This window comes from Amycolatopsis sp. NPDC104775 (assembly GCF_055583325.1).
In genome coordinates this window covers 779,065-794,789 of sequence record NZ_JBVJOE010000001.1, presented here as the reverse complement: position 1 = coordinate 794,789, position 15,725 = coordinate 779,065, and the positions used below count along the sequence as shown (strand labels likewise).

22 protein-coding genes are annotated in these 15,725 nt (G+C 65.8%); 14 read left to right on the top strand and 8 right to left on the bottom strand.

The features are described from left to right. Genes ACZ63D_RS03345 through ACZ63D_RS03300 form a run of 10 tightly spaced genes read left to right on the top strand, consistent with a single transcriptional unit; the run spans position 1 to position 6,120 of the window. On the top strand, positions 1-948 hold the full coding sequence (locus tag ACZ63D_RS03345; protein ID WP_465352674.1) for a phage tail family protein: 948 nt from the start codon (positions 1-3) through the stop codon (positions 946-948). Between the two features lie 33 nt (positions 949-981). Further along, positions 982-1,317, top strand: a complete 336-nt coding sequence (locus tag ACZ63D_RS03340) for a hypothetical protein (protein WP_465352673.1) — start codon at positions 982-984, stop codon at positions 1,315-1,317. A gap of 3 nt (positions 1,318-1,320) precedes the next feature. Beyond that, entirely contained in the window at positions 1,321-2,520 is a 1,200-nt protein-coding gene (locus ACZ63D_RS03335; RefSeq protein WP_465352672.1) for a hypothetical protein, read from the top strand. Next, a complete protein-coding gene (locus ACZ63D_RS03330) occupies positions 2,520-3,659 on the top strand; it encodes a hypothetical protein (protein WP_465352671.1) in 1,140 nt (379 codons plus the stop codon). The genes ACZ63D_RS03335 and ACZ63D_RS03330 overlap by 1 nt, the downstream gene beginning before the upstream one ends. Continuing rightward, the gene (locus ACZ63D_RS03325) at positions 3,659-4,195 is read left to right on the top strand and encodes a hypothetical protein (protein ID WP_465352670.1); all 537 of its coding nucleotides are present in this window, start codon (positions 3,659-3,661) and stop codon (positions 4,193-4,195) included. The genes ACZ63D_RS03330 and ACZ63D_RS03325 overlap by 1 nt, the downstream gene beginning before the upstream one ends. An 18-nt stretch (positions 4,196-4,213) precedes the next feature. After that, entirely contained in the window at positions 4,214-4,474 is a 261-nt protein-coding gene (locus ACZ63D_RS03320) for a hypothetical protein (protein WP_465352669.1), read from the top strand. Beyond that, the gene (locus ACZ63D_RS03315) at positions 4,467-4,985 is read left to right on the top strand and encodes a hypothetical protein (RefSeq protein WP_465352668.1); all 519 of its coding nucleotides are present in this window, start codon (positions 4,467-4,469) and stop codon (positions 4,983-4,985) included. Before ACZ63D_RS03320 ends, ACZ63D_RS03315 begins: the two co-directional genes overlap by 8 nt. 11 nt (positions 4,986-4,996) lie before the next feature. Continuing rightward, entirely contained in the window at positions 4,997-5,143 is a 147-nt protein-coding gene (locus tag ACZ63D_RS03310) for a hypothetical protein (RefSeq protein ID WP_465352667.1), read from the top strand. Further along, positions 5,144-5,803: a peptidoglycan-binding domain-containing protein gene (locus tag ACZ63D_RS03305; RefSeq protein WP_465352666.1), complete on the top strand. Its 660-nt coding sequence runs from the start codon at positions 5,144-5,146 to the stop codon at positions 5,801-5,803. Positions 5,804-5,808: 5 nt separating this feature from the next. Further along, positions 5,809-6,120: a hypothetical protein gene (locus tag ACZ63D_RS03300; RefSeq protein ID WP_465352665.1), complete on the top strand. Its 312-nt coding sequence runs from the start codon at positions 5,809-5,811 to the stop codon at positions 6,118-6,120. 435 nt (positions 6,121-6,555) lie between these two features. Here ACZ63D_RS03300 and ACZ63D_RS03295 read toward each other — a convergent pair whose 3' ends face one another. The 3 genes from ACZ63D_RS03295 to ACZ63D_RS03285 all read right to left on the bottom strand — a co-directional run bounded on the left by ACZ63D_RS03295 (position 6,556) and on the right by ACZ63D_RS03285 (position 8,849). Then, on the bottom strand, positions 6,556-7,041 hold the full coding sequence (locus ACZ63D_RS03295; RefSeq protein WP_465352664.1) for a histone-like nucleoid-structuring protein Lsr2: 486 nt from the start codon (positions 7,039-7,041) through the stop codon (positions 6,556-6,558). A gap of 18 nt (positions 7,042-7,059) precedes the next feature. After that, a complete protein-coding gene (locus ACZ63D_RS03290) occupies positions 7,060-7,464 on the bottom strand; it encodes a hypothetical protein (RefSeq protein ID WP_465352663.1) in 405 nt (134 codons plus the stop codon). Between the two features lie 179 nt (positions 7,465-7,643). Then, the gene (locus ACZ63D_RS03285; RefSeq protein ID WP_465352662.1) at positions 7,644-8,849 is read right to left on the bottom strand and encodes a helix-turn-helix domain-containing protein; all 1,206 of its coding nucleotides are present in this window, start codon (positions 8,847-8,849) and stop codon (positions 7,644-7,646) included. A gap of 763 nt (positions 8,850-9,612) precedes the next feature. Here ACZ63D_RS03285 and ACZ63D_RS03280 point away from each other — a divergent pair. From ACZ63D_RS03280 to ACZ63D_RS03265, 4 genes are all read left to right on the top strand, one after another. Continuing rightward, the gene (locus ACZ63D_RS03280; RefSeq protein ID WP_465352661.1) at positions 9,613-9,978 is read left to right on the top strand and encodes a hypothetical protein; all 366 of its coding nucleotides are present in this window, start codon (positions 9,613-9,615) and stop codon (positions 9,976-9,978) included. Positions 9,979-10,402: 424 nt separating this feature from the next. Next, entirely contained in the window at positions 10,403-10,657 is a 255-nt protein-coding gene (locus ACZ63D_RS03275; protein WP_465352660.1) for a hypothetical protein, read from the top strand. Further along, positions 10,654-11,400 carry a DddA-like double-stranded DNA deaminase toxin gene (locus ACZ63D_RS03270; protein ID WP_465352659.1) on the top strand — a complete coding sequence of 249 codons (747 nt, stop codon included), beginning with the start codon at positions 10,654-10,656 and terminating at the stop codon, positions 11,398-11,400. Before ACZ63D_RS03275 ends, ACZ63D_RS03270 begins: the two co-directional genes overlap by 4 nt. Then, positions 11,397-11,816, top strand: a complete 420-nt coding sequence (locus ACZ63D_RS03265; protein WP_465352658.1) for an Imm1 family immunity protein — start codon at positions 11,397-11,399, stop codon at positions 11,814-11,816. Before ACZ63D_RS03270 ends, ACZ63D_RS03265 begins: the two co-directional genes overlap by 4 nt. Before the next feature lie 92 nt (positions 11,817-11,908). Here ACZ63D_RS03265 and ACZ63D_RS03260 read toward each other — a convergent pair whose 3' ends face one another. From ACZ63D_RS03260 to ACZ63D_RS03240, 5 genes are all read right to left on the bottom strand, one after another. Further along, a complete protein-coding gene (locus ACZ63D_RS03260; protein WP_465352657.1) occupies positions 11,909-12,121 on the bottom strand; it encodes a hypothetical protein in 213 nt (70 codons plus the stop codon). A 275-nt stretch (positions 12,122-12,396) separates the two neighbouring features. Then, complete coding sequence (locus ACZ63D_RS03255; protein ID WP_465352656.1) at positions 12,397-13,917, bottom strand: recombinase family protein; 1,521 nt, start codon at positions 13,915-13,917, stop codon at positions 12,397-12,399. Between the two features lie 87 nt (positions 13,918-14,004). Next, positions 14,005-14,337 (bottom strand): VOC family protein, encoded by a 333-nt coding sequence (locus ACZ63D_RS03250; RefSeq protein ID WP_465352655.1) that lies wholly within the window; start codon positions 14,335-14,337, stop codon positions 14,005-14,007. A gap of 65 nt (positions 14,338-14,402) precedes the next feature. Then, entirely contained in the window at positions 14,403-15,128 is a 726-nt protein-coding gene (locus ACZ63D_RS03245) for a maleate cis-trans isomerase family protein (protein WP_465352654.1), read from the bottom strand. After that, positions 15,128-15,652 (bottom strand): hypothetical protein, encoded by a 525-nt coding sequence (locus tag ACZ63D_RS03240; protein WP_465352653.1) that lies wholly within the window; start codon positions 15,650-15,652, stop codon positions 15,128-15,130. Before ACZ63D_RS03240 ends, ACZ63D_RS03245 begins: the two co-directional genes overlap by 1 nt. Between the last annotated feature and the right edge of the window lie 73 nt (positions 15,653-15,725).

Genomic DNA, 15,725 nt, shown 5'->3' with positions numbered 1-15,725 from the left:
ATGCCGCAAGGTGCCCACGTCTGGACCCTCGACTGGTTGACGATGCACCCGGACGGCGAGGTGCGCGACTCGGCGGGCGTGCAATGGATTCTTACGCAGGAGAAAGGATTCTGGGGGGCACCAGGTACAAACGCTGAGTTTTCGTCCCGGCTCGCGCGCCACGGCGCGTACCGATCACCCGGCTGGAAGAAGCAGCGCACGATCAGCTTGACCGGCCGCGCCTACGCGGACGACTTCACCACCCTGCGCCAGGCGCAGGCGAACGTCCTTGGCCTGCTGTCGGACCCGCGCGTTTCCGCACCCTTGACCTGCTTCTCCGAGTTGGGCGCGCTTACCTGTGACGTGTTCTTGGACGATGAGATCCTTTGCACGCCAATCGATGTAGTCAGCGAGCCCGGCTTCGAGTTCAGTATTCAGGTCGTCGCGCCTGACCCTGCGAAGTACTCGGTCGAGCAGCAGAAGATGACGGCGAGCCTTCCGCGCGACTCGGGCGACGGCCTGGACTTCACTCAGGTGGTGCAGCCCGACGCCAACCAAGGGCTCTACTTCGGAGTGGGTGCTGACGACGACGGACTCACCTTCGGCACCTCGAACGCATCGGGTTTTATGCAGCTGACCAACCGCGGATCAGCGCCGACGACGCCGGTTTACACACTCTACGGCCCGTTGACGAATCCGATCCTTACCGCCGAGAAAGCGACGATGCGATACAACGGCGCGCTCGCGGCCGGTGAGTTCGTCGTGATCGACCCCAACGCGCCCAGCGTGTTGCTCGGTGGAACGGCGGTACGCCGTCAGCTGCTCAACCCAGCTCAGTTCAACGGCTTTGCGATCCCGCCGGCCAGCCGGACCGGCGGCCCCGGCGTGCTCTCCGTCGGCCTCACACACAGCGGCGCGGCCACCGACGCCGGTTACGTCACCGCGGTCTTCCGATCCGCGTGGTTCTGACCTCCGTTCCCGTCGCACGAAAGGGGATCTCTCATGGGTGTATACAGCAACGAGCCTGATCCGCCGGTCTACTACCAGGCGGTCGAGGCGACTGACTGCGTGCGGTACACCGACGTCAGTCAGAGCCGATGGTTTATGGACCGGATCAACTACGCCTTCGGCGGGCAGGCGTCCACCAACGTGCGGCTCGCGGACGACGGCACGACTATCCGGTGGTTCGGCTACTACTGGTTGCGGCTCGGCGATTGGCTGTACAGGGGGAACACTGCGATCACCGACGAGGTGCTTCGCGCGTCCGGCCTGCGGCCGATTATGACGGCGTGGCCGGAGAACCCGCCTCCGCAGGCGGCCTCGGTGGCGGAGGCGTAACCGGTGGTCTCTCTCGGAGCCTCCGCAACCTCGGCCGTCGATCCTTGGGCCGTCCAGTCGCGCATCGGACTCACCGATGCGCGACTGGCACTCGATTCCGTGCTGATGCCGCGACCAAACCTCAGCTTCATCGATTACCGCAGCGGAGTCATGGCCAGTGGTGACACCGGCGGAGTCGGCGGCAGCTCGCACATGGCGATGCGTGTCAAGCCCGACAGCTCGGGTCTCGCGGTCACGGTCGAAATGGGCAACGCGGTGATCAACACCCCGTCGATGGGCGCGTACATGTGTGCCCTGGACTCGGTGAAGACGCTGGCCCTCGCAGCGGCCAGCTCGACAACGAACCGAATCGACTTGGTCATCGCCAGGGTCTACGACGATCTCAACCCGGCCATCGCGTCGGCCACGGGCGTCCGGAAGTTCGTCGTAGAAGTCTGGCAGGGCGACCCGGCAACGGGCACGCCGTCGGTGCCGACCCCGACGCCGACGTCCGGCTGGACACCGCTTGCCGCCGTCACCGTGGCCAAGGGCGCGACCGCGCTCACTACGGCCGACATCAGGGACATGCGCGGACCCGGCCTCGTGGCGCGCGGCGGCCTCCGTGCGCTCTACGGCGAAGACGCGAAGCCGACTTCTGCGGCATTCAAGGAGATCGGTTCCTACCCCGGCGAGCAGAGGTGGGTGCAGGCCCCAGGTTTCCAACACCAGGCTTGGTACGGAGCGGGACCAGACCCTTCGACCTCCGGTTGGCGCGGTGTCTTTAACTGCATCAGGTACTACGCGGCAGCCCCGCCGGGCGAGTACTCCTTCACCTCCGGTTTCGGCGTCGCCCGGGAAATCTGCCGGGTGAACATCAGCGATCCCGGAGTGCCTTATTTCGTGTACCCGACCGGACGGGCCGCGATCACCCTGTCCGGACAGTCAGCAGCGGATCTACGGATGAATGTCGGTTCGCTCACTGGCATTGATATCAACTGGACCAGGTTCCACAACTACGGGTCCAATGTGGACAAGCTGCAAGTTCCTAACGTCGCGCCGATGCACTACGGGCCGATGACCGGCGCACAGAGCATCGTCCTGAGCTGCGGGATGCGGGATAGCGCCTCGCAGTACTCGGGGTTCGGCTACCGCGGAAACGATGTGGGAGCCAACGTGTTGTCCGTGCTCGTCATGCCGTCGACCGTGCAGCCGCCGCCGGTCTGATGAGCACCGAGTGGCGGGTCATGGTCGCGGAGACAACGACCGGTTTGTTGCTCGCCGACGTTACACCCCGAGACCTGCCGTCGTTCTCGCGCAAGCTGACCGATCGGGGCCAATGGACGGTGAACGTCATCCCGGACGACGCCGCGAACGCGAGCCTGGATTTCCACTCGCTCACGGATGCGGGCCGATTCTCCTGGATCGTCATGTGCGGTGCGGTCGTCGTCCAGGCCGGGCCGACCTTTACTCACTCGTTCGATGACAACACTCGAACGCTCTCGGTCTCCGGAACCGGGATCGCGGGCTTGTTCGACCGGCGAGTTCTGCGGAACTCGGTGGCGTATACGTCGATCGTCAACCCGACCGAGGACCTCACGATCTCCAACCGGAGCCTTCGGGGCATCGCCCGGGAGATCGTGGCGACCAATTTGGCGCAGACCGGATATGGGCTTCCGATCGATCTTCCCGCGCCGGAGAACGGCACGAACACGCGAACCTACTACGGCTACGACCTGGCGATGGTCTGGGATCGTCTCGATGACCTCTCGAAGGTGATCGGCGGTCCCGAGATCGACTTCTGGCCCTACCTGGTGCCGGGGGAGAACAAGCTCCGTTGGCAGATGCTCATCGGTTCGCCGCTGCTCGGCGACCAGCAATCCGCGGCCGTCTGGGACTACGGCGGCGCGCTGTCCGCCATCGACGTGGACGTGAACGGCAGCGCGTCACCGTGCACCCGCGTGTGGGTCAAGGGTTCCGGTACCGAGCGGGGCATGCTCACCGGCTACGCGGAGAACGGCTCTCTCGTCGGTCTTGGCTTTCCACCCACCGACTACGTGGACGGCGACCACACCTCAGTCACCGAGACGAGCACGCTCAAGGGCTACGCAGATGCGGATCTTGCGCAGTTCAACGCGCCCACTGAGACGTGGAAGTGTTCGGTCCGGATCGACGGGGCGACCGGCAGCGGGTTCGAGGTCTCGCCCGCGCTTGGCAACTGGGGTCTCGGCGATGCACCGACGTTCGGGGTCAGCGGCCACCCCTGGATTGCCGACGGGCAGTACCGACGGCGGATTCTGGCCTTCAACAGCAAGGACGAAGCATCGGTGTCCCTGGAACTGCAACCAACTCCTGGAGCGCTCTGATGCCCCAGCCACCCGGTTCCGGCACCCTCGCGGAGCAGCTTCGTGCGCTGGCGAACCGTGTTGACGAGCTGGCTCGCGCGAAGCCGGTCCTTCCGGCCTGCGTGGTCCGGCTGACTGGCGACGCGAACCTTGCCGCCGGGGTTGACACGTTCGCTCAGCTCGGCTGGAGCGCGACGTACGATCCGCTTGCCCAGTTCGTCACGGGGGCGGCCGGGGTGCCTGCCTACATCCAGCTCGCGCGGGCCGGTTACTACCGCGTGCACTTCCACAGCGCGGTGACCGGTGCCAACGCGGTCGCTGGCGCGAAGGTGTCCACCAGCGGATCCAATGTCGGCAACTCCATCGCCACGGACTCCGGACCGATCGTCCAAGCCGGGGCGGACGGCGCGGTGCTAGACGCGATTCGCTCACGGATCTACCTGAACACTGGCGACAAGCTCTACTGGTCGAACTGGTGCAACGCCGCCGCCACTGTGAAGGGGTCCTCATTCGGTGTGCCCACCGAGATCAGCGTGCAGTACGTGAGTGCTCAGTGAGCGGGGAGGGGCGCTGAGATGCTGCCACGCCCGCTGGTGACGGCGCTTACCATCCTGATTTCTTTTGCTTGGACGGGAAACGTCGTCGTCGGCTTCATCTACCCCGACCGGCACGACCCAACCATCAACGCCATCTTCGCGATCGTCGTGGGTGCGGTGTACGCCTTGGGGCACCGGAAGACCGCCAGGATGAAGGAAGCTCGCCGCAAGCTTGCCGACATGATCGCCGGAGACGAGAAGGAAGCCACCCCCGACGAGCAGGACAGCCCCGATGAGTGAGCTGTGGAACTACGTCTTCGAGTCGGCCGGGTGGGCGGTGCTCGGGTTCGTCGTCGGCTTCCTCACCGGCCGCGCAGCTCGGGACGTTCACCAGGTCGCGAACGCCATCACTTCGGAGGAGCCCGTGCCCGACGATCAGACCTCACCGCGGCCTCGCTGGCGCGTCCCGACGGCGCAGTTCGTGCTCGGCGTCGTCGTGGTGCTGCTCGGCATCATCACCGTGGCCCAGGGCATCGTCACCAACTCAGCCACACGCCGGATCACCGAATGCCAGTCCGCATACAGCAACGGCTTTGCAGACGCGCTTGATGCTCGCGCATCGGCCACGGCGGACGCGCAGACGGCGCTTGATGAGCTGATGAAGGCGATCAGCGGCTACCTCGCCAATCCGCCGGTTCCGCCCGAAAAGGTACGTGCCGCCATCGGCGACTACCTCCGTTCTCGGGAACGAGCTGACGCCGAGCGACAGCAGCATCCGTACCCGCCGCCGCCACGAGACCTGTGCAAGTAAAGGAGGAACCGATGCCCGAACTGGGATCACCGACCGACGAACCGCCGGCAAGCAGTGCTGGCGAAGAGTCCCACGAGTACATCGCTGAGTTGATCGGCGAGCAAGCGAACGCACCAGAGGACGTTGGCCGAGCAGAAGACAAGGAAGGTGACGCCTGATTGGCTTGGCGTCTCGCTAGCGCTCTAGTAGACCTGCGCACCGAAGTGAACATCCGCTGGCCGCAACGAGACAAGGCGAGCGATGGCACGATCGGCGATGCGGCGCACGCGAGCCGATCCAGCGACCACAACCCGTGGGTCAAGGACGCGGCCGGAGTCGGCGTGGTCCGCGCGATCGACATCGACGTGGACGGCATCGACGCCGCATGGCTCGCCGAGTACCTGCGCCAGCGCGGGCGTAGCGGCGACCGTCGGCTGACCGACGGCGGGTACGTCATCCTGAACCGCCGGATCACGAACAACGACTTCTCCGGTTGGCACGCGTACACCGGGAGCAATCCACACACCAGCCATGTCCACGTATCGTTCTCCCGCAGCCACTACGACGATCGGGGTTCCTGGGGAATTGTCGGTGGTGGTGGGAGCACCACGCCGCCGTCGACCGGCCGCCCGACCCTGCGCGAGGGCTCGACCGGGCAGCCCGTCAGGGACCTCCAGGCGTTCCTTAACCGCGCATACCCGGCTTACTCGAAGCTCGCCGTAGACGGGGTTTTCGGACCGAAGACCACATCTGTGGTGAAGGAGTTCCAGCGGCGCTCCGGGATCACCAGCGACGGAATCGTGGGGGCGCAGACCTGGATGAAGCTCGGATTCCGGTGACAATGGTGGTTGACTACAGCACTCGACCGCGACCGATTCTCGATGCAATCCGTGGCGGGGCTTGGAAGACCGTGCTCGGTACGTTCATCACTGCTGCCGTCTCGTTCGGACTGTTGAACAGCACGCAGGCGACGCTGCTTGACAACATCGTGGCCGCGCTGGCCACGTTGATCACTGCGGTGACATCCTTCGCGGCACAGGTGCACGTCCTCGGCCGGGCCGAGCCCCGCGTCACGCCGGTTTCAGATCCGCGCAGCGATGCTGGCGCACCACTGGTTCCGGTTACTGCGTCGCCACCTGAGTCTCCACCCGCCTAACCTCGTTGATACAGTTCCCTGCGCGGCGATCACTCGTCAGGGGAACAAAAGCCCCGCCTGTCCCGAGTGGACAGGCGGGGCTTTTTCTTGTTCAGCAAGCCTTTTGGTTCGTGCATGTGTCGACAGAATCGGGGTACGTCTCGAAGGCAGGGATGGTTTCCTTCATCACCACGACCAACACGCCGCGTCGCTGGAACAGTTTGGCTGCCTCACGAACGTGGGATGGGGTGGGGCCAAACGCTTCCGGCTTCGCCACGCGGACCTCGTCTCCCGGTCGAACACGATCCAGGAGGCGATCTAGACCAGGAGGTCGCTGTGGCCCTTGCCAAATGTCGGCTACGACCTCCGAACAGCCAAGGAAACGCATCCACCAACTCAACATGTCGGCGGTCCCCGCGATCGCCTGGGGGTTCACGCGGAGGTAGCCAAAGACGGTCACGCCAACCCCACGGCCGCCGGGCCGATCGGCAACCCGTTGTCGCGGCGGTAAGCTTCGTACCCCGCGTAGACCGCTTCCGCCACGATTCCGCGGCTGCCGACCTCGAATCCGTGCTCGCGCCCCCACTGCTTCGCCAACTCTCGATACTTCTTCTTAGCAAGCTCGACGTCGCGAGGTGCGCTGCGATCCGACTTGTACCAGGGCTTTCCGTCGGACATCGATGCCAAGTCGGCGGCAGCGGGCATGGTCTTCGTCGCCAGCGCAGAGCCGTTTTTCTTGCTGCTGGGCGCGCGGCGCTCCGGCTTGAACTTGCCGATTTTCGTTGCTACATCGCGGAACGGTGCGATCGCTTCGCGCAGTGCGGCGGCGTGCTCCGAGCTGAGGTCCACCGAGTACGCTTCCCCGTCGATCGCGAACGGGACGGTCTCGCTGGCTGGCGTATCGTGATCGAAGTCGTCTACCAGAAGGACTTTCTTCGCCACTCAGCTTCCTCCTTCCACTTAAGCTGCGGCGGCTTGTGCCGCGCTGCGGTTGTGCCGAACCCCTCGCCGTCTACCGAGCTTCCGCTTGCTCATGTACTGCTCGGCGAGGAACAGCCTGATGTGCTCGCGCGCAACGGGAACCGGCGACAGATAGCCCTCGACCTCCGGGTACAAGATGCGGCGCGCGCCGATGCGGGTCATCGTCCACGGCTCGCAGATGTCCACTCCGGGCAGGTGGCAGCGGGCGCACTGCAACTCCTGCCGCCAAACCTCGTCCGGCTGGCCCTCGTTCTGGATGAAGTACGTCCCGAGCTGGTGGGTCAGGTCCCAGTTGTGGTGGAACAGTCGGCAGCGAAGGAACGCTTCCGGCGCGGACTCCAGGTACTCGCGAACTTCCGGGGGTATCCCGGACGCCTCGGTCATGCAGACCATCCCTCTCGTGTGCGCGTGATCACCGTGTTGAAACCGATTTAACACACCGTGCGAAGAGTAAGCAACCGGTAAGGACGGAAGGTTTGCCCCGGCACCGAACACGACGGACGAGAAAAGCCCCGCCGATCGCGTGGATCGGCGGGGCCGTGTGAGAGGTCAGAAGCGGTAGGTCATGCCCCCTTGACGCCAGCCCAGGCGGCGAGGCGGGCAACAGGATCTGCGGCTCGGCGAGCGCGGGCCAGCGTGCGAATGGTCTCGTGGACCATCGGGTGGTAGCGCGTCTGCTGCGGGGAGATTTCCTTGGCGCGGTAGAGGCTTTGCGTCGCTTTCTCGTTGTCTCCGTGGAGAAGAAAACCTCGTGAAACATCGATCCAGTGATGTCCTGCCCGCTCGCGCTGCGTGCTGCTGGGGAGGGTGAGCCGCGAGGCACGCTTCACCGCTTCGGTGCCGTCGAGGGCTTCGACTGCCAAGCCCACCGACCAGATGCCGACGTTGGTTGGGCCGAAGCAGAGGCGGTAGTCGTCACGGTCGCCGCCGAGGCGCTGGGCTGCCTCGTGAGCTTCCGCCCAGTGAGCGTCCGCGGTCGTCAGGTCTCCGGAGCGAGCGGCTGCCAAGCCAGATTTCAGATGAAGGTTCCCCCACACCGCGATGGTTGGCTTGTGATCCCGCCGCACGTCCTGCTCGATCCGAGCACGACTCTGGTCGAGCAGTCGGAGCGCGCTGTCCCAATCCGCTGCGCTCAGCATCTCTCCAGCGCGCTGGTAGTGGCCGACGAGGACTGCCAGCTCGTCCCCGCTTCGCTCGGCCGCCCACTCGTACCGGTCGACGGCCAGCGACGACAGATCGATGTATCCGAGCTTGTAGGCAGCCTGACTGGCGGCGTAGTACGCCTCAGCCAGCAGGCTGAAAGCGCGCTCCTTCTCGACCCCTTCGGTCGACCAGTGCTTGACGCGCAGGTCATATAGCAATCCCGGTAGCTCTTCTCCGAGAGCATCCAGGTTCACGGCATGGCGATGGCTCGACGCCTGCGCGACGCGTGCGGCCAGCGCTTCCATCGAGCGAGGTCGGTCGTTCTCGTCGGGCGCGATGCTGTACGCGGCGAGTTCGCGCCGCAGCGGAGGAATAGTGGCGTGCACCCGCTGCTCCTCGCGGGTCGTTCGTTCGTACGGCTGCCCCAACAGGTCGGCGACGCCGATATTCAGCGCGCGGGCGGCCGACGCGACGAACCCGGGCGAGGCCGGTGCCTTGCCCTGTTCGACCTTGCGCACCATCGAGGGCGAATATTGCATCCGACTGGCCAGCTGCACCTGCGTGAGGCCGGCGAGTCCGCGTTCTTCCACCAGGCGCTCGCTGATGCTTTGTTCTGGCTGGATCATGCTTCCTGCCTCCAGGTCGGCGGGCGTGCTAAACCCGATGTTACGTGCGCTCAAGAGGGCGAGCCGGTCCGCTGGCACCCGTTGTCACTTTCTTGTCACTTGACGCTCCGATCCCCGCATATGGTCACTCCTCGTGCAGGCGGATCAACCCCCCGTTACGGAATGTTGACCGCCTGCTCAGCCCGGCTGAGTCGGTCACCCCGATGGAGCAGTCGGGTAGATGAGGACGGATGGCCACCCCACGGCCGTCCCCCGGCGGTTACCCCGATTTCTTGGGGGCCATCCGTCCTTTGGACTGGGAGAAAGCGGATGCGGGCGCAGATAGATCGAATTCTTGTCAGGTGGATACGGTGCCGGGACGGCCTGGAGCACGCCGTCTCCGACGAAGAAGCCGAGCTGGCCGCACGTGAAGGAGCACCCGGCTTCGAGGCAGTGTGCGGTTCTTACGTCGCGCCTGCCGTTGCCAATCTTGGCGCGGCCAACAAGTGCGTCCGGTGCACCATGTTCCTTCGCGCTCGCGCCTCGTTGTCGTCCTTCGACGCTCGGATGACCGGTCCTCGGCTCGGCCGCCGTCGTCGCAATCGCCGTCGCTGGCTTCCTTTTCCGCAAGCTTCCCGTTCCTCGGTTGTTCCCATCCCGCGTTCGGGCAGAACAAGCCCGACGACCAAGGCCGGGACCTGACGTGGCGGTCCCGGTGCAGTTCTGCCCCCCGACCGCCGGGATCGCCACATCCACCCTTCTCACCCACAGACGGGAATTCACGATGACGCAGACGTCTATCCGACCGGAGGAGAAGCCGCACATCGACGCGCTACAGCGGGCCGTTCTGCTTGGCTTCAAACCGCTTCCGCTCCCTGGTGTCGCAGCGCTGTTCTATTCGCGACAGTTCGACGGCGTGGTCGAAGTGATCCAGTGCAGCGGGATGGACGACGCGCGGGCGGCCCGGTGGCGCGCGACAGAGTACGTTCAGCGAGCAGGCCGAGCATCGGACCCGCTGTGGCAGGTCGCAGGCACTGTCGCCGAAGTGATTACCGCGCTGCTGGAGCTTCCGCCGCCTGGTGACCCGCGCGCTCCTTCATTGGCGGTTCGGCGATCGAGCGGCCTTCTCCTCCCCGGTGATTTGAGATGACCATGCCCGCCGGAACGGGCACGACCTGGGTGGGGGCCTGGGAGCTGCTGTTGTTTCGGCGGGAACGCGAACACCAAGTCGTTAAACGGAACATCGGTCGGCTGCAAGTCAACGCCGGACAGCGATACAGCCTGGCTGAGTGTGGTGCGGCATGCGTACCCGCGCCCGCCGCCGTCCCCTATGTGCGTCCTTACCGACACCGACGACGTTGCCGGAAGTGCTGGAGCAAGCCGGTGTGGCCCGAGGACGAAGACACCAAGGTGTTTCCGCGCTTACCGCTCCTGCCGAAACGAGTACCGCGGCCTGTCCCGCCCCCATTGCCGATACGCAGCAAAACGACCGGCTCATCGCTCCCGAACCCCCTGTTCACCCCACCGGCTGACCAGGACGTCCCCGCACGGAAACCGACCACGGAGGAATCTGAATGACCATCCAGGAGCAGGCTGAGCAGCTCAATGCGCTCGCCGAACAGGTACCCGCAGGACAGAACGAAGCACTGAAAGGCGAGCTGGCGAATCTTCAACAGCAGGTCGTCGGGATCTTGGGCAACACGGGCGGAGCGCAGGAGATCCAGGGCGTCATCAACCAGGCGATCGAACAGATCAACAACGTGGGCGCTGCGCTGGAGCAGGTCAAGCAGACCATCACGTCGAAGGCCGCCTACCACCAGCAAGGATGACGGTCGAGGACGACGCCAACCGGCTCCGCGATCTCGCTGGAGCGGTGCCGGTCGCCGCGCTGTCCCAAATTGCCTCAGCAATCGAGCAGATCGGGAACCACAGCCAGACGCTCGTCGGTCATGACGACGACATCGGTAGGGCGATCGGCGATGCGCTGGCAGCCATCCAGGGGGCCGGGGCAGCGTTCGCGCAGGTGCAGCAGTCCATCAAAGCCACCGCTGCACGGCACGCCGGCCAGGTCGAACCACCTGGCTCGGCGGCACCTTCACGAGGCCAGCCGGAGGCGAAACCAGCGGCACCGACTGTTGCTGGCCCGGACGGGTCGAAGTATCCCGAGCAGGCGGCGTGGTGCGCCGACATGCTGCCCAGCCGAGTCCGGAAGGGAGAACGGCAGCGGACCGTCGGCTACGCGGACGGCTCCTTCACCCCGTTCACCTCGGGAAGGGACGGAACATATTCACCGCAGATTCGGGAGGGGTTGATCAACGCGGGTTTTTACCCGGACAGCGCGACGTTCCTCAGCTCGCATGTCGAGTTGAAGGCCGCAACGGACATGATCATTCGAGGCAAGACGGACAGCGAGCTGGTCATCAACCACCAGCCGTGCCAGGGGACCGGGCCGATGACACCCGGTTGTGACGAGGCGCTGGAGCGGTACCTTCCAAAAGGGCACACGCTGACGGTGCACGGGACGACGCAAGAGGGTGAGCCGTTCACCCGGACCTACCGAGGGAAAGCATGAGCACACCAGAGATCGTTCGACAGGATGCTTACGACGTCTCCGTGACCACCGATGCCACGGACCTCATCGCGATGATGAAGGCGGTCAACGCCGAGCGCGCCAACCCCGACGCCGGGATCGTGTGGTGGCTGTACGCGGGCAGCTCTCCGGTCGGTCGGCTGGTTGCCGGTGTCCGCGGTGAGCGGGGGGTTCTGACCTGGTCCGACCCGAAGCAGCAGTATCTGCCGGATGGTGGCGCGAACGAAGCGGACGTGGACTACTTCACCTGGGAGAGCCACCACTATCCCCAGCAGGCCGGTTCCGAGATATCGATCGACCTCGTGTACCAGGCGGTCACCGAGTACGTCGCCACCAAGCAGCGGCCGACCTGCCTCGAATGGGTTCCGGCCCCAGATCCGGCGACGACCAGCGGCTAGCCACCCCGTAGCCCGCCGAAAGCGGGCTCGTGCCAAGATGCCGACAACGGGAAGCCCCCGGCGCACGCGTCGCGCCGGGGGCTTCCTTCCGTTCACACGGTGACGTGACGCCCGAGGATCGCCAGCATCCGTTGCAGGCACTCAAGCAGGTCACCGAGGTCGTCCGCAAGAAAGACGTCGGCGGGGCTGTCCGCCCACACCTTGCTCACGTACTCGATGGCCCGCTCAAGCCCCATCGCATCCTCGGGATGCCCCGAGAGCCGAAGCTCTTCGGCGGACGCCTTCACCTTCTCCTCCAGGGTCATGCTCGTGCCTCTCCCCGTTGCCAGAACCGGAACGCCCCTCGTGGGGTGCCCTTTTTCGCCGGTTTGACCCGTGGTTGATTATTCAAGTTCCGGCCCCGAGTTCCTACTCACTTTTGGGGCGCACGATGTATCTGAGCCCTCGGAGCGGACACGGGCTCGACGGCGGGCCACTTCCCGCCGACGACGCCTCTGCTCTTCCTCGAACTTGTCGAACGAGCACAACAGCTCAGCGATCAGGTTCGCCTTCGGGTCGTTTCCGGAGGTGTCCGGCGCGCTCATGCTGCCTCCTTCTTGTCGATGACCACCCGGTCGCGGTAGTCGCCCTCCAGGTGTCGAGGCTTGCGCCCCTTCTTGCCCTTCAAGATCGTGACCGTGCACAGGGCGTCTACGATCGCCCGCTTGCGCTCGATCGGGGTCTTGTCCGGGTTCATGAACACCTCTGCCGGGTTCGGCGCGTCCGCGACACCGCTCAACACCGAGCTGGTGGCGCGGGAGGCCAGGTCGGCGTTAACCGTGTCCAGCTTCGTCAGGATCTTGTCCCGTTGCCGGAGGAATGCCGGACGGGTCAGCTCGCCCTCGCCCAACATGTCCTCCAGCTCATGGATTCGAGCCCGCAGCGCGTTCGCCTTCGTGCGCAGGTCCGAGGCACCGCCGTTCGGTACCCAGATCAGGTCCGCGCCATGCTTGGCGAGCCGGACGCTGATATAGGCGTTCACGATCGCGTCGATCGGTGCGGCACGCACCGACAAGTGGAGACCGTGCTTGCATCGGTAGGCCGCGTGCTTCTCCCCACCCGAACCCTGCGAGGAGACCCCGGCCGACCGCATGAGGTCGTCGCACACGGCGCAGCGGTAGAGGTTCGTGCCCAGCCATTTGAGCGAGCGGCTTCCCCGGTAGGTCGTCCGGTTCTCGTTGTCCAGCAGGATCGCGCGGACGGCGTGGTACTCGTCCTCGTTGAGGATCGGAGGCCACCCGGCTCGAACGCCTTCCAGCACGACACCGCGGTGCTCGACCCAGCCGACGTTGCGCGGCCGGATGAGGATGCGCTTAAGCGTCTCCGGGAGCCAGCGCTTCGATCCGCGCGGGGTCGGCACTCCCGAAGCGGTCCAACGCTTGCAGATCGCGTACAGGCTCTCACCGGAGATCACCCGCTGCACGGCGTCCTTGATCATGGCCGCCTCGTGCTCGATGATCTTGACGCCGACCTCTTCGCGGTTGAGCACATTGCCGTAGGCGTCCCGGATCGGCCCCATGTAGCCGAACGGACGGGCACCGCCGATCCACTCGCCCTTGTTGAGCGCCGTCATCTTCTGTGCGCAGATGCGCTCGGACATGTGCTCGACCTCGTACCGTGCTGCGGCACCGAGGTTCCGAGCGACCAGGCGGCCCGCCGGGGTGGTGAGGTCCAGGTGCCCGGCCTTCACGCAGTAGGTAGCGATGTCGCGGGGTTCGCAGACCTGGATGTATTCCTCCAGCTCGATCGGCGAGCGGTGGAGCCGGTCCGTGTGCCACGCCAGGACCAGGTCGGCCAGGCCAGCGCGGAGGTCCGCGAGCATCCGGAGGTAGTTCTTGCGTGGCTTGCCGGAATACGCGGACATGTCGTTGTCCACGTAGACCGCGACCACGACCACGGTCTTGCCTAGCTGCCGCGAGAGCATCGCGGACAGCTCGCGGCAGTCGCCTTCCTGGCGTTCAACACCGAGGCCCGCGCCCACCTTGTCCTTGCTGATCCGGACGTAGATGAACGCCCGGATGACGTCCTCGGCGACTTCCTTCACGAGGTTCAGGTAGCTCATGCGCACCACCTGCAACCCTGTGACCTGCTGCTATATCCTGTTCCGTAGGGTTCTGTTGAATCCATTTAAACAGTGTCACATGTGAGGCTATCCCTCGGGGTCTTTCAGCACGATCCAGTGGTCGTTTTCAGGATCGTCCACGACTTTCGCGCCGAGGGTGACGAGACGGGCCACCTCGTCGCGCTGTTCCACCGTGTCCGGCGCGATGTCGAGGTGCAGCCGGTTCTTGACGGTCTTCCCCTCGGGCACCGGCTGGAACAGCAGCGACGGACGGTCCGGCGCTTTCAGTTCGACGTAGGTGAGTCCGTGGCTGTCCGGCCACCGTTCGGCAGGCGGATAGCCCAGCGCTTCCCGCCAGAATTCGGCGAGCGCTTCGGCGTCCCGGCAGTCGACGGCGATGGCGATCAGATGGCTGCTCATGATCGGGGAACTACCCGCGATCGGCCGCGGTTATGCCCGGGACCTGATCTGTCCACAGTGGACAATCAATGCGGATGGGCGAGCAGGGTGCCGAGACCGGGCCCGGCGGCGGGGCGGCCGAGCAGGGTGAGGCAGTGCCAGAGGGTCACCTGCGTCGCGGTGAGGACGGGTTTGCCCGCGCGGTTTTCGAGCTCGGCGAGCAGCGGCGCGGTGTGCAGGGCGGTCTCCGGGAGCAGGACGGCCTGGGCGTCCGAGGAATCGGCGGAATCGACCAGCTCGCGGATGCGGTCGCTGTCCCAGGCGGCCAAGTCGCGGTCGGAACCGGCGTCCGCCGACACGGCGTGCACGGTAGAGACGTCTTCCTCGGCCAGGAACGCCGCGAACGCGTCGGTGATCTCCGACGCGTACACCGAGGCGAGCGCGACCCGCTTCAAACCGAGCCGGTGCGCGGCGGCGAGGAACGCCAGCGACGTGCTGCTCGCCGGGACGCTCAGCGCGTCCGACAGAGCCTCAGTCTGCGTCTTGGCCACGGCGACGCCGTCGATGAAACTGCAGCTCGTGCACGCCCAGCTGACCACCCGCGGCGACGTCGTGAAGGTCGCCGCGGTCCGGACCAGCCGGTCCGGTTCGCTCAGCTCGCGCACGGCGGTCTGGACGTTCTCCCGGTCGACCGTGCGCCGGGCCCAGGGCACGTAGGCGAACTCCACGCCCGGCCGGGCGTCGAGGCATCCGGCCAGCGCGGTGAAGTCGTCCTCGGCGCAGCCGCGAGTGGGATACAGCAAACCGATCATCACGGGCAGTGTCGCACTTGATCGCCCGGACGGCAGAACTTCAGGAGCCGGGGCCGGTGTAGATCTCGGCGGCGGGCGGGGGCTTGAGCGGCTCGGGGCCGCTCCCGCTGAAGTCCAGCGTGCCCTGCTTCGGGGACTCGTAGCGCATGGTGGGCCGCCTTGGCCAGCGCCTTGCTGAACTTGATCCAAACCTGGTCGCCGACGCGCAGCAGCGGCATCGACACTCCGTCGTACTCGATCGAGCCGCCCGCGCTGTCGTGGTTGATCTGCAGGTCGAGCTTCGCCGTCCGGCCGTCGCCGCCCTTGACATGGATCGCGACCCACATCTTCATCCAGTCCGCGACTGTGTCGCCGATTGTCGCGGCGTCGGGGGGTGCGTCGAACGGCTTGACCGGCGAGCTCGGGGCCGCGCTGACCGGCGGCGGAGCGAGAGCTCCCGCGGAGCCGGAGCAGGAGGCACACGCGAGCACGGCCGCGAGGGCGCCGCAGCTCAGGAGGAGACGTTTCCGGGCCGGGCGAATCATGCGTTTTCCGTTCGGGACGGGCCCGGGCGCATCCGCTTGTCGCCAGGCCCGGCGATCCGTTGCGGCGCGGCCG

Coding starts and splice junctions, on each gene's coding strand:
- ACZ63D_RS03275 (WP_465352660.1), top strand. CDS start 10,403: ATGACCATCCAGGAGCAGGCTGAGCAGCTCAATGCGCTCGCCGAACAG.
- ACZ63D_RS03270 (WP_465352659.1), top strand. CDS start 10,654: ATGACGGTCGAGGACGACGCCAACCGGCTCCGCGATCTCGCTGGAGCG.
- ACZ63D_RS03325 (WP_465352670.1), top strand. CDS start 3,659: ATGCCCCAGCCACCCGGTTCCGGCACCCTCGCGGAGCAGCTTCGTGCG.
- ACZ63D_RS03285 (WP_465352662.1), bottom strand. CDS start 8,849: ATGATCCAGCCAGAACAAAGCATCAGCGAGCGCCTGGTGGAAGAACGC.
- ACZ63D_RS03320 (WP_465352669.1), top strand. CDS start 4,214: ATGCTGCCACGCCCGCTGGTGACGGCGCTTACCATCCTGATTTCTTTT.
- ACZ63D_RS03280 (WP_465352661.1), top strand. CDS start 9,613: ATGACGCAGACGTCTATCCGACCGGAGGAGAAGCCGCACATCGACGCG.
- ACZ63D_RS03260 (WP_465352657.1), bottom strand. CDS start 12,121: ATGACCCTGGAGGAGAAGGTGAAGGCGTCCGCCGAAGAGCTTCGGCTC.
- ACZ63D_RS03330 (WP_465352671.1), top strand. CDS start 2,520: ATGAGCACCGAGTGGCGGGTCATGGTCGCGGAGACAACGACCGGTTTG.
- ACZ63D_RS03265 (WP_465352658.1), top strand. CDS start 11,397: ATGAGCACACCAGAGATCGTTCGACAGGATGCTTACGACGTCTCCGTG.
- ACZ63D_RS03245 (WP_465352654.1), bottom strand. CDS start 15,128: ATGATCGGTTTGCTGTATCCCACTCGCGGCTGCGCCGAGGACGACTTC.
- ACZ63D_RS03290 (WP_465352663.1), bottom strand. CDS start 7,464: ATGACCGAGGCGTCCGGGATACCCCCGGAAGTTCGCGAGTACCTGGAG.
- ACZ63D_RS03340 (WP_465352673.1), top strand. CDS start 982: ATGGGTGTATACAGCAACGAGCCTGATCCGCCGGTCTACTACCAGGCG.
- ACZ63D_RS03250 (WP_465352655.1), bottom strand. CDS start 14,337: ATGAGCAGCCATCTGATCGCCATCGCCGTCGACTGCCGGGACGCCGAA.
- ACZ63D_RS03240 (WP_465352653.1), bottom strand. CDS start 15,652: ATGATTCGCCCGGCCCGGAAACGTCTCCTCCTGAGCTGCGGCGCCCTC.
- ACZ63D_RS03345 (WP_465352674.1), top strand. CDS start 1: ATGCCGCAAGGTGCCCACGTCTGGACCCTCGACTGGTTGACGATGCAC.
- ACZ63D_RS03310 (WP_465352667.1), top strand. CDS start 4,997: ATGCCCGAACTGGGATCACCGACCGACGAACCGCCGGCAAGCAGTGCT.
- ACZ63D_RS03255 (WP_465352656.1), bottom strand. CDS start 13,917: ATGAGCTACCTGAACCTCGTGAAGGAAGTCGCCGAGGACGTCATCCGG.
- ACZ63D_RS03315 (WP_465352668.1), top strand. CDS start 4,467: ATGAGTGAGCTGTGGAACTACGTCTTCGAGTCGGCCGGGTGGGCGGTG.